The 13,461-nt window shown below is 41.7% G+C and carries 14 protein-coding genes; 5 read left to right on the forward strand and 9 right to left on the reverse strand.

What is annotated here, in order from left to right; all coding sequences use genetic code 11:
• Positions 1–268: 268 nt before the first annotated feature.
• The 8 genes from PseudUWO311_RS10275 to PseudUWO311_RS10310 all read right to left on the reverse strand — a co-directional run bounded on the left by PseudUWO311_RS10275 (position 269) and on the right by PseudUWO311_RS10310 (position 7,201).
• Positions 269–757: a hypothetical protein gene (locus tag PseudUWO311_RS10275; protein WP_142655162.1), complete on the reverse strand. Its 489-nt coding sequence runs from the start codon at positions 755–757 to the stop codon at positions 269–271.
• 103 nt (positions 758–860) lie between these two features.
• Positions 861–1,085, reverse strand: coding sequence for a DUF1816 domain-containing protein (locus PseudUWO311_RS10280; RefSeq protein WP_142655163.1), 225 nt, complete (start codon positions 1,083–1,085; stop codon positions 861–863).
• 216 nt (positions 1,086–1,301) lie between these two features.
• A complete protein-coding gene (locus PseudUWO311_RS10285) occupies positions 1,302–1,691 on the reverse strand; it encodes a response regulator (protein WP_142655164.1) in 390 nt (129 codons plus the stop codon).
• A gap of 77 nt (positions 1,692–1,768) precedes the next feature.
• Complete coding sequence (locus tag PseudUWO311_RS10290; protein WP_142655165.1) at positions 1,769–2,143, reverse strand: response regulator; 375 nt, start codon at positions 2,141–2,143, stop codon at positions 1,769–1,771.
• Positions 2,144–2,247: 104 nt separating this feature from the next.
• Positions 2,248–4,719, reverse strand: coding sequence for an ATP-binding protein (locus PseudUWO311_RS10295; RefSeq protein WP_142655166.1), 2,472 nt, complete (start codon positions 4,717–4,719; stop codon positions 2,248–2,250).
• Between the two features lie 4 nt (positions 4,720–4,723).
• Positions 4,724–6,271: a response regulator gene (locus PseudUWO311_RS10300; protein WP_317843011.1), complete on the reverse strand. Its 1,548-nt coding sequence runs from the start codon at positions 6,269–6,271 to the stop codon at positions 4,724–4,726.
• Positions 6,272–6,337: 66 nt separating this feature from the next.
• A complete protein-coding gene (locus PseudUWO311_RS10305; RefSeq protein WP_223807528.1) occupies positions 6,338–6,919 on the reverse strand; it encodes a Uma2 family endonuclease in 582 nt (193 codons plus the stop codon).
• A gap of 75 nt (positions 6,920–6,994) precedes the next feature.
• Positions 6,995–7,201: a hypothetical protein gene (locus tag PseudUWO311_RS10310; protein ID WP_142655168.1), complete on the reverse strand. Its 207-nt coding sequence runs from the start codon at positions 7,199–7,201 to the stop codon at positions 6,995–6,997.
• 97 nt (positions 7,202–7,298) lie between these two features.
• Between PseudUWO311_RS10310 and leuS the strand changes: the two genes are divergently transcribed.
• The 5 genes from leuS (at position 7,299) to PseudUWO311_RS10335 (ending at position 12,637) form a co-directional block, all read left to right on the forward strand.
• Positions 7,299–9,878: a leucine--tRNA ligase gene (gene leuS / locus PseudUWO311_RS10315; protein ID WP_142655169.1), complete on the forward strand. Its 2,580-nt coding sequence runs from the start codon at positions 7,299–7,301 to the stop codon at positions 9,876–9,878.
• 143 nt (positions 9,879–10,021) lie between these two features.
• Positions 10,022–10,270: a CopG family ribbon-helix-helix protein gene (locus tag PseudUWO311_RS10320; RefSeq protein WP_223807529.1), complete on the forward strand. Its 249-nt coding sequence runs from the start codon at positions 10,022–10,024 to the stop codon at positions 10,268–10,270.
• Positions 10,260–10,532 (forward strand): type II toxin-antitoxin system RelE/ParE family toxin, encoded by a 273-nt coding sequence (locus tag PseudUWO311_RS10325; RefSeq protein WP_142655171.1) that lies wholly within the window; start codon positions 10,260–10,262, stop codon positions 10,530–10,532. Before PseudUWO311_RS10320 ends, PseudUWO311_RS10325 begins: the two co-directional genes overlap by 11 nt.
• A gap of 135 nt (positions 10,533–10,667) precedes the next feature.
• Complete coding sequence (locus tag PseudUWO311_RS10330) at positions 10,668–11,951, forward strand: AAA family ATPase (RefSeq protein WP_142655172.1); 1,284 nt, start codon at positions 10,668–10,670, stop codon at positions 11,949–11,951.
• Positions 11,948–12,637 carry a retron system putative HNH endonuclease gene (locus PseudUWO311_RS10335; protein ID WP_142655173.1) on the forward strand — a complete coding sequence of 230 codons (690 nt, stop codon included), beginning with the start codon at positions 11,948–11,950 and terminating at the stop codon, positions 12,635–12,637. Before PseudUWO311_RS10330 ends, PseudUWO311_RS10335 begins: the two co-directional genes overlap by 4 nt.
• Before the next feature lie 46 nt (positions 12,638–12,683).
• Here PseudUWO311_RS10335 and PseudUWO311_RS10340 read toward each other — a convergent pair whose 3' ends face one another.
• Positions 12,684–13,388, reverse strand: a complete 705-nt coding sequence (locus PseudUWO311_RS10340; protein ID WP_223807530.1) for a Uma2 family endonuclease — start codon at positions 13,386–13,388, stop codon at positions 12,684–12,686.
• Between the last annotated feature and the right edge of the window lie 73 nt (positions 13,389–13,461).

Genomic DNA, 13,461 nt, shown 5'->3' on the forward strand with positions numbered 1-13,461 from the left:
TTGTTTTTTTTTATATAGGACGCGGCGCCCCGAATGTACTACACGAAGGGGGTCGGCGGCAGCTTCAGATGTTAAAAAGAAACAGATCCCCCCCCTGAGATTTACCGCCGAGATCAAATATTAACAGATGAGATTTTTCTTGATTTGGCAGTGACATCAGAGCATTTTTTTGTGAAGGCAGGATTTTAGCCCGTTTAGTGATTAAAACAAAAAGGGGGTGGCGGTGCTTTGCACCGCCACTCTCTTTTGGTTTGCAATTATTTTGCAATTATACAGAGAGATAGTGTGGTGTGGAATCTTTTAGTTCTTGCAAATAGGAATTTTTTTGTAGAAGTCGCGAATGGTTTGTGAATAAATGGATTTTGTTCCAAGAGTCGCTATAGTCGGTATCTGCGATTAAGGAATCAACTAGCTCATTGGAGATCGCTTGCCAATGTGGGTTAGTGGCGATGATCGCTTGTTTCCATTGAAATGTGACCTCACTATACTCTGAGCAAATTTGTCTGCTGGCATAGTTAGGGTCATGCTCAATCCAAGTTAGGCGATTAGGATTAAGCTGAAAATCCTGAATAATCTGTGTGGCAAGCTTTTCAATCTGAGATGGAATAAACCAACCAATTTCACAGTTTTGGGGTGAGACGATCACGACTTGCTGTCCAAACTGTTGATAGATAATGCGTAAATGGCATTGCAGTTGCCAAATTGCAGAATCCTGACCAGTAACGTGACATTGATAAAAGAGATTGATTTTTTTCATAAAGTTAAAATGTGTGACCTAAGCTGCAATATCAATCAACAGAGCTTGATTTAAATCGGAATGAGGCAGGTTTTTCGATGAGAGAAAGTGCGATCGCAGATCGTCATCTTTTCAAAGTTAATTGGCTAGGTTGACAAAATCGAATATTAGCCGAAAGAATTGTGGCGCTCTCTAAAAGAAGATCTTCAATAAATCCTGCTTTTAGTTGTTGGACTTCTTGATGGCTTGTAAATGCGCCAAAGTAATATAGGCACAGAGGCTGTGCAGTCAATATTTCAATGCACCAACCTAATTCAGAGCCTGAGCTATTTAGTTGAATTTGATTCATGCTTTTGGTGATTTATTTCAATAGCTAGAAAAGGCTTTTTGCCCACTCAGTCAGTCCAAGTTTTTCAAGATGTGCCCGCACTACCGCTTTAAAGATTAAAAATAAAAAATGAGGAAATTCTGTAGGTAGTGAAATATTTTCTGAAAATGCTTTGTGCTGAAATAAAAATCAATATTTTTGGAAAAAGTATTGCCATGCGATTTATAGCCAATGCTACTACCAGCCTAAAATCTTGGTGATTTGACCGACGAGCTTAATCGCACTAAAGGGTTTGGCGATCGCGCCTTTGACTCCCAGTTGAGAGAGTTTTTGGGTTTCAAGCAGATCTAAACGAGCGGTAATAAGTACTATAGGGATATCAGCAAGTTGAGGATCGGCTTTTAAATTTTTGAGGAAGGTAAACCCATCCATATTTGGCATCATCATATCCAGCAAAATTGCATCAGGTTTAGCCTTAGCTACTGCTGCTAATCCTTCATCGCCAGAAGCTGCGAGTGCTGGTCGCCAATTGCTGAAATTTTCTATACAAGCCTCTACAATTTGGAGAATGTAATCTTCATCATCAATCAATAAAATCGTTTTACTAGATGCCTGTTGCGTTTCCATGTTGAAGCCAATGTTGTCTTCTAATTACTAATCTCTAGTGTAAAAAATAAAAATGAGGACAATCTGAGAGAGCGTAATTACCAACCGAGCATCTCGGCAATTTGATCAGAAATTTTGAGCGGCTCAAAGGGCTTCGCAATTGTCCCTGCTACGCCTAATTGGGCAAAACGTTCGCGATCGCTTACTTGTACCTTCGCGGTTAAGAAGATTACGGGAATATTTTGAGTAGCTGGATTATTTTGTAAGTTTTGATAGACAGTGATGCCATCCATTATGGGCATCATCACATCAAGGAGAATTGCGTCAGGCTTGAGGGTTTCCACAATGCTAAGTCCTGCTTTGCCAGAATTAGCCACTTGCACCTTCCATCCTTTAAAGCTTTCTAGACATACAGCAATAACTTCCGCAATATTTGGCTCGTCATCAATAAGTAAAATTGATTTGGTAGTCATAAATCTAGAACCTCCTCTTAGGATTGCAAATCAAATAACTTATGTGATTTAAAGCCCAATAATTGTTGAGTCGAGCGAAGCTCGACTCAACAATTATTAGTTCCTTAGCTTATGCGATGGGGAATGGTAAACGAAAAAGTACTACCTTCTGACAATACACTCTCTACCCAAATCTTGCCACCATGTTGTTGGACAATGCTGCGACAGATCGCCAAACCTAAACCTGTGCCTCCCATTTGGCGGGAATCGGAAGCATCTACTTGGTTAAAGCGCTCGAAAATGCTTTCTAGATGTTCTTCGGGAATACCACGACCGCGATCGCATACTCGAAACACTATCTCATTGGCAATGTGTTCGGCTTCAAGTTGCACTTGACTTTGAGGTGGCGAGAACTTAATGGCATTGCTGAGTAAATTAACTAAGGTTTGGACAAGGCGATCGCGATCGGCAAAGACTTGCTGTGGCTGGACATTACATAATATTTCGATCTGGCTTTCGGCAGCGAACGCCTGCATCGTTTCGAGCGTCTGCTGACATAGCTCAACCACATCATACCAATTGCGATCGAGCGTGACTTTGCTGGATTCTAAACGCTCTAAGTCCAGAATGTCATTGACTAGACGAACTAATCTTTCGGTGTCTGAGGAGGCAATATTGAGCATGTTTTTGGCGGTTTCAGGTCGATTAGCTAATACACCCGAAGAGAGCAAGCCTAAAGCGCCCCGAATTGAAGCTAAAGGAGTTCTGAGTTCATGGCTAACAATAGAAATAAATTCACTTTTGATGCGTTCAACTCTCGATTTCTCCGTAATATCTTCACCAATGCTCAGTGACCCAATAATTTCGTTTTTTTGATTCCGAAGGAGCGTATTATTCCAAGCAATTATTCTTTCGTCACCCCCTTTCGTCACAATCGCATTTTGATAATATTGATGAAAGTCCTTATTCAACATATCGGCAAAATCTTCTTTGATCACGACTTGATCAATCTGAGGTAAAAAATTCGAGTGCCAATCTTTTCCAATTACTTCATCGAGATCATAGCCTGTAACATTCAGGAAAAAGGGATTGACATACTCCACTTCTCCTTGACAATTCAATCCAATAATGACTAAGCGAACATCATCCAGTAACGATTGCCAACGACGGTTTGATTCTAGGAGAGCTATTTCATTTAGTTTGTTCTGCGTAATGTCATAGAAGATCGATAGTATCGTGGCAATTTCGCCATCTGGAGCATATTCAGGAATGAGATGAGCGCGATAATATCCCATGCCCTGATCTTCTGGGAATGGATAATCGATTTCATATCGCTGGTCTTTACCTGTTTCGAGTAATTTTTGAACAGCAGATTCCAGCATAGATACATTCTTCTCAGGGAATCCCATTTCTCGAAGGGTTTTGCCCAGAAATTCCTCAGCGGGAATACCTGTAGCTCTTTCTATGGCTCGATTAACGTAGAGGTGTCGCTGTTGTAGGTCGAGGCGCATAGTCACGTTTGGTGAATTCTCAGCGAGAGCAATAAATTCTTGTTGACGTTGAAAAAGCTCGGCAGTACGCTCAATCACACGATTTTCTAATTCAGCATTGCTTTTTTGGAGATTTTGATAGAGTTCAGCTTGTTGCAATGCGATCGCAAGTTGTACCGATAATTGCTGAAGTAAGCGAATATCTGACTCTTGCCAAATCCGTGGAGACTCACATTGATGGGCGATGAGCAAGCCCCATAACGTATGAGTTTGATTGTCTGTGATCAGAATTGGCAAGACTAAATTTGCCCTGATCTGAAACTGTTCCATTAGTTTCAGATGGCATTCATGTAAGTTAGCCGTATAAACATCGAAAGTTGAGAAAACTCGTCCCTCTCGGTATGCCCCACCGAGATTTTCTTGAAAACAGCACTCGTCAATGTGTTGATTGAGACAGGATATCCATGGCGAGAGAACTGACTCTGCGACAACCGTTCCACTCATATCAGGATTGAACTGATAAATAATGGAGCGATCGGCATTTAAAAAGGCTCGTACTTCTTGAACAATTGAGTTGGCAATATCTCCTATATTCAGATATTTCCGAATACGGAGCGCAATGTTGGCAATTAAAATTTCCTGCTGTTGCGATCGCTTTAATTGGCGATCGAGGGTAAGGCGATCAGCAACTTGATTAACGCGATTGATCATCGCAGCCACAGTAATCGATCCTTTTACCAGATAATCTGAAGCCCCTAATCTCATTGCCTGTAAAATCTTTTCATTTTCAGAACCTGTGAGCGCGATCGTGCCTACCCCCAAATTTTCTGAGGTTATTGTTTGTAATAGTTCCAATCCATCGCCATCGGGAAGTTCGCAATCAATAAGGACAATATCGGGATTTTGCGATCGCCATAGCTCTAATCCTGCCTCTAGGATGTCTGCTTCCAGAAAATGATAGAGATGCGATTTATCCGATTGCAGATAGCCCATGTAGGTAGCGCGATCATCATCCACGATCAGCACAGTTAAAATCGCGGCTGATGATTGAGAAAAGTCAGCATTTCTATGGATTTGGGAAATTGGGAGCGGCGAAGATGGTGGCATGGGTTCAGGAAATATTGCTAGAAAATATTTTTGGTGATTGGCGACGGCGTTCTAAACGGCTGAGAATGCGAGTATACAAATCTTCCTCCACAATTGGCTTGCTGAGATAATCATCAGCGCCAGCGATAAACAATTGACGGATTGTTTCCCGATCGCTATGGGCTGACAAAAACACAATCGGTAAATCTTGCCATAGCGAAGAGATTCGCATGGATTGACACAAATCCATACCATTACAGTCTGGCATGATCAAATCCAAAATTAGTAGGTCTGGAGAAGTTGCTTCCAAAACCTGCCAAAATTGTTGGGGATTTTGCAAAGTGATCACCTCAAGATCCCAACGCTCCAGTAAAACCCGCAAAATATTCAGGATATGAGGATCGTCATCAACAATCATTACTTTCGAGCGATCGCCTTGCTGTTGTCTCAGGTAATGAGGTTGGGGCTGAGATTTAGAAAGGATAGGAGTTGCGCTTTTAGATGAGTCACAAACACTTACTTCTAAATTGGTAATCAATTGCAGCAACATCGCCGTATCGGACTGAGCTAAAGTAAAATCACTTTTGAGCATCTGCTCGATCTGAAATGCGATCGCCGATCCTTCTGGAAAACCTAATGAACCCATCGATCCAATGAGCCGATGCGCCTCCATATATCCGTCATAGCGCAAATCTGGATCTAAGTTGCCCTGATTCAAAGCGATCGCTACTCGCTGTAAAAGGGCGATCGATTCTGGCAAAATTGCGATTAACTTCTTAGTCACAATCGCAATTACCTCCAGCACTCGCGTTTTATCTATCTGCGGTAAGGTTTCATCAGGTAAAGGATTTGACACTACCGTGTGAACGATAGGTAGATCCATAGCTTGAACAGGCGCAGGTTTGAGGCGATATCCCAATCCATATAATGTCTCAATTGGATCTATAGGCAGTCCTGCCACCTTCAGCTTTTTACGTAATCCCTTAATGTGCGTAGTCACTGCCTCCTCACCAGGAAACTCTCCTGCCGACCACACCTGATCGATCAAACCACTACGGCTAAATACTTGTTGGGGATGTCTGAGAAACAGCTCTAATAGCCGATATTCCTTGTGAGTGAAGCGCAAAGGTTTCTGCTTATAAGTAACTGTATTCGTTCTAAGATCCAGAAGGAGATGCTCCCATGTTAATTCTTGGGAGAGCGTATCGCGATCGCTATAGCGACGTAATAGCGCCCGAATCCGTGCAATTAACTCCTGAAATTCATAGGGCTTAACCATATAGTCATCGGCTCCTGCCTCCAACCCCATCACTCGATCGTTTGTACTATCCTTTGCTGTTAGCAATAGCACGGGGGCATTGTGACCAGCGGCGCGAAGCTTGGTACATAGCTCGATACCATCGCTATCAGGCAACATAATATCGAGAATGATCAAATCGTAGGTATAGGTCTCGATGTATTGCCACGCAGTCTTAGCATTGAGAGCGGAATCAATTGTGTAATGCGACTCTGCTAGTAGCTGCGAAAGTAGCTCCGTAGAATGTAGATCGTCTTCAACCAGTAAGATTTTCAAAATTTTTTCCTGTAAAACATGAATCTGCATGACTGGTAAGAATGCTTTATAGCAAAGCAAAGCGTCTTAAAAAATGTCTTCCCAGCTAAATACTATGTCAGGGAAGACAAGCATTGCCAAAGTTTCATTTTGTTCATAGCGCTGCATCCGCTTATATCCTGATACAGATGGTTGTGAATATCCTTCTACTACTTTTTTATTCACATCGAATAGCCACATCTCTGGAATCCCATTCGCTGCGTAAAGAGTGTTTTTGACATCACGGTCATAGGCGAGAGTGCTATCTGCCACCTCAATAATCAACAAAATATCATCAGACGTAGGCAAAGCCTCAGCATAAAAATCATCACGCCATTTGAGGATCGCCAAATCGGGCTGCGGTTCAGAATGATCGCCAAGGCGAATTGGATTCTGTGTCCAGATAAAAGCTTGATTACCTAACTTGATTTGAAAAGCTCTAGATGTTTTCGCCACACAAGCTGCATGTTTCCTGCCAATGGGCGACATTACTCTGATTTCTCCGTTAATTAGTTCAAGGCGATCGCTTTCAGCAAATACTCCTGCTTCGAGCATCAGCTCATATTGCTGCACCGTGAACTTATGAACATTAGACGTAAAGCTTGGCGTAATTAATTGAGCTGTCATCATGTTTCACCTAGGATTGGTGGATTTTTATTGGACGAAAGGTGCGACAAGCGCACCCTCTTGGTTGTTGCATAAACTTTATTGCATAGATTTTCGAGCAAGACTGACTGCTTTGACAAAGCTATAGACACCTACAGGTAAGCTGATGAGCAAAATTGCCCAAGTCAAAGCAAAGCCAAAATCTGGCGCACCGTATGACAATTCATAAATACAACCAACAAAGGCGATCGCCGCCACAATCGAGATAAGCAAGATTAATTGAGCTTTTATATAATCGGGTGACATAAGTTAGATTAGGGCTTGATGTTTAGTATTATTAAGTATGAAGGTGAGCAGCGCATAGCGTTGCTCACCTTCATATTCGCATATAGACTGATACGTGATGGAAACCAGATATAACCCCCAGCAGATCGAACCCAAATGGCAAAAAGTTTGGGCAGAGAAACAACTTGACAAAGTAAGCAATGATGCAATTGGTGCAGACAAAAAGAAATTCTATGCGCTGTCAATGTTTCCCTACCCATCGGGTGATCTGCACATGGGGCATGTCCGCAATTACACGATCACCGATGTAATTGCCCGTTACAAAAGAATGCAGGGCTATCAAGTGTTGCACCCGATGGGCTGGGATGCTTTCGGGTTGCCTGCGGAAAATGCAGCGATCGATCGCAATACCCATCCTGCGAAATGGACTTACGCGAATATCGACAATATGCGATCGCAGCTTCAGCAAGTGGGTTTGTCCTACGACTGGGATCGCGAATTAGCAACTTGTTCGCCCGACTATTACAAATGGACACAATGGATCTTTTTGCAATTTTTGGAAGCGGGTTTGGCTTATCAAAAAGAAGCAAAAGTTAACTGGGACCCGATCGATCAAACCGTAATTGCGAATGAGCAGGTGGATAGTGAAGGCAGATCTTGGCGATCGGGTGCGATCGTTGAGAAGCGCAAATTGCGTCAATGGTTCTTAAAAATTACTGACTACGCCGAACAACTTTTGCAAGATTTGGACAAGCTCACCGACTGGCCCTCTAATGTCAAGATCATGCAAGCCAACTGGATCGGTAAATCCACAGGCGCAGAGCTAAGTTTTCCCATTGTTGGCTGTGACGAAAAAATCACTGTATTCACCACACGCCCTGACACAGTTTACGGTGTGAGTTATGTCGTGCTTGCTCCAGAACATCCACTAGTTGAGACATTGACCAGCAGTGCTCAAAAAGAATCCGTTGAAGCATTCATTCAAGAAGTCAAAAATCTTAGCGAAATCGATCGCACCTCAGATGATCGCCCTAAACGTGGCGTAGCGATCGGCGCAAGTGTAGTTAATCCATTTACTGGAAAAGAAGTCCCAATTTGGATTGCGGACTATGTTCTATTTGAATATGGAACAGGCGCAGTTATGGGAGTTCCAGCCCATGATGTCCGCGATTTTGCCTTTGCAAAACAATACAATCTTCCTATTCAAACGGTAATCATCTCTAACTCCCCTCTCCCTATGGGAGAGGGGCAGGGGGTGAGGGAATCCGCTTACACCGAAGCAGGAATCATGACCAATTCGGGCAGCTTTGACGGATTGGATTCCGTAACTGCGAAAACCAAAATCATCGAACTCGCGGAAGTAAACCAATGGGGAACCGCCAAAATCACCTATCGCTTGCGTGATTGGTTGATTTCCCGCCAAAGATATTGGGGCTGTCCAATTCCCGTAATTCACTGTCCTAGTTGCGGCATCGTTCCCGTCCCTCATGCTGACTTACCGATCGCCTTGCCAGAGGATGTCGAACTTACAGGTCGTGGCGCGTCACCTCTCGCCCAATTGGACTCTTGGGTAAATGTCCCTTGTCCTAAATGTGGCACAGCCGCCAAGCGCGAAACTGACACGATGGATACCTTCATCGATTCCTCTTGGTATTTCTTGCGATTTGCCGATGCGAGGAACGATCAAGAAATAGGCGATCGCGCTGCTATCAATAACTGGATGCCCGTCGATCAATATGTGGGCGGTGTAGAACATGCGATTTTACACTTGCTCTATTCGCGATTTATGACTAAGGTTTTACGCGATCGGGGATTGCTTAATTTCGATGAGCCATTTGCGCGATTGTTGACTCAGGGGATGGTGCAGGGCTTAACCTACATGAACCCCAACAAAGGCGGCAAAGACAAATGGATTCCATCTTCACAGGTCAATCCCCAAGATCCCAAAGATCCCAAAACGGGAGAACCTTTGCAAGCGCTCTTTGCCACGATGTCTAAATCTAAGGGGAATGGGGTATCTCCTGAAGTGGCGATCGCTAAATATGGAGCTGATACTTTGCGAATGTTCACGCTCTTTAAAGCGCCTCCTGAAAAAGATTTGGAATGGGAAGATGCCGATGTCGAAGGTCAACAACGCTTTTTAAATCGCGTTTGGCGCTTAGTTACTAGCTTTGCGGAAACTAAACAGAACGGCATTTCTAAAAAAGTTGATAAGAATCTGCGTCGCGCTATCCACATCGCGATCAAGGAAGTTTCCGAAGATTTCGATGGTGGCTATCAACTGAATACTGCCATTTCAGAAATGATGAAGCTTAGCAATGCTTTGCAAGATGCCGAAGATAAGAGTTCCGCAACGTTCCTAGAAGGAATCGAAACTCTCTTAACTTTACTTGCTCCCTTTGCGCCACACATCGCCGAGGAACTTTGGTCACTCATTGGATATGAAGACTCAATTCATTTACAGCCTTGGCTGACCCATGATCCAGAAGCGCTTACCGTTGATGAGATTACGCTCGTAATTCAAATCAATGGCAAAGTGCGTGGCAGTCTTCAAGTGCCGTCTAGCGCTAGCAATGATAAGCAAGCCTTGGAAGAGTATGCTCGTAGTTCAAGTGCTGCCCAGAAGTATCTCGAAGGTAAGGAGATTAAGAAGGTGATTGCAGTTCCCGGAAAGTTGGTGAATTTTGTAGTTGTCTAGGCTTTTACATCTGAACTTTGCCTAACCAATCCCAATAATTTTAAAAGGTTTACAGAGTAAGCTTTTTAAAATTATTGGGATTTTTGCGTTTTAAAAACTCTCATGTATAATGTTTGTATTACAACGCATTATTTGATAATACGATGTCAACTATAGCTAAGGAAACGATTACCTTTCGGCTCGATCGCACAAAGCGTGAAGCATTAGATGCGATCGCTAAGGAACTAGATCGCGATCGCTCTTACCTGTTGAATGAGGCGATCGAGAACTATATTGAAATTTATAAGTGGCAGATTGCGGAAATTAATTTAGCGATCGCTGAGGCAGATGCTGAAGATTTTGCCAGTGATGAAGATGTAGATATTATGTTTGGGCGCTTGAATGAAGGTTAGGTGGTTACGCAAAGCCCTACATAATCTAGAAGTGATTCATGAATATATTGCTAGAGACAATCCAGAGGCAGCTTTAAAATTGGTAATCAAGATTCGCAGTGCCGTGAAGCAATTGGAAACTTTTCCAGAAATGGGACGTGTTGGGCGAGTAAAGGAGACAAGAGAAATTGTGGTCAATCCTTATTTCATCGTGTATCGAGTTAATGGAAGTTTTGTCGATATTTTGCGAATATTACATTCAGCGAGAAAGTTTCCAGATTAGATCGCGATGAGATTTTGGCAGATGCGTTAAAATTAATTGAGCAGGAATCAGTTAATTAAATTTCAACTTTATTATGTGCATTACATAGACAATTTTATACTTTATGTCCGCAATAAATTACTCTAATAAGTAAATATGAAAATCAAACAATTAAGAATGCAATCATTTCGTGGTATCAGCGATCTCACTCTATCCTTTGACCCACAACTTAATATTCTAATTGGTAATAACGGTTCAGGAAAATCTAGTATTCTTGATTGTTTAAGTGTTTTCCTCAATCACATTTCAGACGAAATAAAGTTTTTATATCAAGCTGGTTACCATCCTAATCGATTTATATCACCCCAAGTTAAGGATATTTTTTTAGATGACGATATCCCTACTGGTAGTAAAGAAAAGATTGAAACCCAATTGGAATCTACTCTTAATTCTTTAAACTTTCAACACATCATAAAAAAGGATAGAGGTGATACATCTAAATTATCAACTCAAATAGATGATTTACACCTAGCTACTCCTATTTTACAGGGGATTGTTAATGCTAAAAATATTCCAATAATGATTTACTACTCGGTTAAACGAGATCTTATTTTTGATGATTTGGAACCCTCTAAAGAGGTTAATACGAGTAATAGTATTCTTGATGTTTATAATCGTGCTTTTACAGGTGGGCAAGTTATTTTTAAAGGGTTTTTTGAATGGTTTAAATTGCTTGAAGAATTAGAAAATGAACTAATTAGAGACAACCCAAATTATAGAGATAAACAATTAGAATCAGTACGCCAAGCAATTTATACTTTTCTACCAGAATTTAAAGATCTCAGAATTCGTCGTCGTCCTGAACTACGCATGACTGTTACGAAAAATGATGCTGAACTAACGATCAATCAATTGTCTGATGGTGAAAAAAACTTACTAGCGATGGTTGGGGACTTAGCGAGAAGATTGGCGATCGCTAATCCTGAGATGGAAAAACCTGAACAGGGTAGCGGTGTAGTTTTAATTGACGAGATCGAGCTACATCTGCATCCTAAATGGCAACGCATGGTTATCCCTGCATTGCTGCGAACCTTCCCCAACTGCCAATTTATAATTACAACCCACTCACCACAAGTACTAGGCGAAGTCAAAGATGGAAAAATCTATCGACTTGCTAATACAGAATCAGGCGTTACCGCAGAAATCGTTAGAACCTACGGCAGAGATAGCAATCGCATTCTTGAAGATGAAATGGGAGTTCCCAAACGGAATCAAAAAATTAAAGATGATTTATTAAATCTATTTAGATTGATTGATGATGGTAATTTAACTCAAGCAAAAGAACTACAAACATCTTTGAAAGAAGAGATTGGCTTTGATGAGCCAGAATTTGCTAGGGCAGATGTATTAATTCATCGGAAAGAAGTTTTGGGAAGATGAGATATATCAAGATAGGTCAAGAACCGCAAAGTTTCACTGACTGGAAATCACAAGAAAATGATGACTGGAAACCAACTTATAAAACATTGCGAGGTCAAATTAAAGCTGAAGTACATGATGCCTTATTGGCAGAGCAAGGTTATACCTGCTGTTACTGTGGTATGAGCATCACTAGCGACATTAGCCATATTGAACATCTACAACCTCAGAACGAGAAAGATCCAGATTTGTCCACAGATCTATCACTAGCAATAGATTTCAATAATCTCTTAGCATCATGTGGCTTTTCGGATAAATCCAAGATGACTGCCCCAGAATATGAAAAAGCTCTGCACTGCTTGCAGCATTGTGGCTGCAAAAGAGGAAATAATCCACTTTCAGTCTCACCATTGCAAGTAGATTGTGCTGATTTCTTTCGATATACAGGTTCTGGAGAAATACGTCCTGCCGAAGAACCTGATAAACATCAATCTGCTTCAGAAACTATCCAGACACTAAATCTCAACTATGGAAATCTAGTTGCCATGAGAGAAGAGGCTATTGATCAAGCCGTACAGGGCTTAGAAGAATTAACAGCAGAGGATCTAGCAATTCTGATTAAATCTTATGAACAGCCAAATCAACAAGCTTTTAGCTTTGCGATCGCCTATATCCTCAAGCAATTTCTAAACCCGAAATCAACATGATGTAAATTTGCTTGAAGGGTAGGCGATCGCACCCAAATTCAAACATTCAAACATCCCCTTGCTGTGAATAATTTGCCCTCACCCATCCCCGAAACTCCTTTAAAGTCTTGCTTTCGCCTAAGAGCAGTCGCTTCTGTACATATTCCACAATAACCGCTGCGGGTAACGTCGGAAACGACAAACTATTTTCTATCGCCATATATTCCCCATTCTCTAAACCTAAAAACTCTAAACTATAACCGTCATAGGGCCAGACTTCAGGCACACCGAGGAGAGCGTAAATTGGCAAACGGCGATCGCTAGGATTAGTGATATCCACCTCTAAAACCAGATCGGGCGGAGGATCTTGTCCGACAATGACATTTTCTTTCTCACGGATCACCAATTCATTTTTAACGTAATAGCAAGAGTCAGGTTCTGCTCCAACCTTTAACTCTGGTATCTTCATTAATAGAGATCCTAGTCGTCTCATATCTATCTCTAATTCATCAACAAATACACCGAGTAAAGCCTCAATAAATCTATTGCTACCTTCATGCAGTAAGAGAGGCGACATAATTTCTAAAGTACCGTTAATATAATTGAATAGAGTTTTACGGCGATCGCCAACATCTGCTAGTAAGCACTCAAAAGTTTCCCAACTCACCCCATGCAACAAGACCCGATTTTCAGATAATGGTCTGGGCTTCTCGATTTTTTCACTTACTGATGTAGCAGCTTGCTCTCTTGGTAAGGTTGGAGTATTCATCATGATTGTTTAGAGAAAAATACGGGCAGTTGTAAACCTAGATCTTGAACTCTGAGATGAGATCTAAAAATTTAAA

The sequence above is a fragment of the Pseudanabaena sp. UWO311 genome, assembly GCF_006937785.1.
GTDB lineage: Bacteria > Cyanobacteriota > Cyanobacteriia > Pseudanabaenales > Pseudanabaenaceae > Pseudanabaena.

Excerpts from the sequence above, each read along its gene's own strand:
- PseudUWO311_RS10275 (WP_142655162.1), bottom strand. The coding sequence starts at position 757 with ATGAAAAAAATCAATCTCTTTTATCAATGTCACGTTACTGGTCAGGAT.
- PseudUWO311_RS10280 (WP_142655163.1), bottom strand. The coding sequence starts at position 1,085 with ATGAATCAAATTCAACTAAATAGCTCAGGCTCTGAATTAGGTTGGTGC.
- PseudUWO311_RS10285 (WP_142655164.1), bottom strand. The coding sequence starts at position 1,691 with ATGGAAACGCAACAGGCATCTAGTAAAACGATTTTATTGATTGATGAT.
- PseudUWO311_RS10290 (WP_142655165.1), bottom strand. The coding sequence starts at position 2,143 with ATGACTACCAAATCAATTTTACTTATTGATGACGAGCCAAATATTGCG.
- PseudUWO311_RS10295 (WP_142655166.1), bottom strand. The coding sequence starts at position 4,719 with ATGCCACCATCTTCGCCGCTCCCAATTTCCCAAATCCATAGAAATGCT.
- PseudUWO311_RS10305 (WP_223807528.1), bottom strand. The coding sequence starts at position 6,919 with ATGATGACAGCTCAATTAATTACGCCAAGCTTTACGTCTAATGTTCAT.
- PseudUWO311_RS10310 (WP_142655168.1), bottom strand. The coding sequence starts at position 7,201 with ATGTCACCCGATTATATAAAAGCTCAATTAATCTTGCTTATCTCGATT.
- leuS (WP_142655169.1), top strand. The coding sequence starts at position 7,299 with ATGGAAACCAGATATAACCCCCAGCAGATCGAACCCAAATGGCAAAAA.
- PseudUWO311_RS10320 (WP_223807529.1), top strand. The coding sequence starts at position 10,022 with ATGTCAACTATAGCTAAGGAAACGATTACCTTTCGGCTCGATCGCACA.
- PseudUWO311_RS10325 (WP_142655171.1), top strand. The coding sequence starts at position 10,260 with ATGAAGGTTAGGTGGTTACGCAAAGCCCTACATAATCTAGAAGTGATT.
- PseudUWO311_RS10330 (WP_142655172.1), top strand. The coding sequence starts at position 10,668 with ATGAAAATCAAACAATTAAGAATGCAATCATTTCGTGGTATCAGCGAT.
- PseudUWO311_RS10335 (WP_142655173.1), top strand. The coding sequence starts at position 11,948 with ATGAGATATATCAAGATAGGTCAAGAACCGCAAAGTTTCACTGACTGG.
- PseudUWO311_RS10340 (WP_223807530.1), bottom strand. The coding sequence starts at position 13,388 with ATGATGAATACTCCAACCTTACCAAGAGAGCAAGCTGCTACATCAGTA.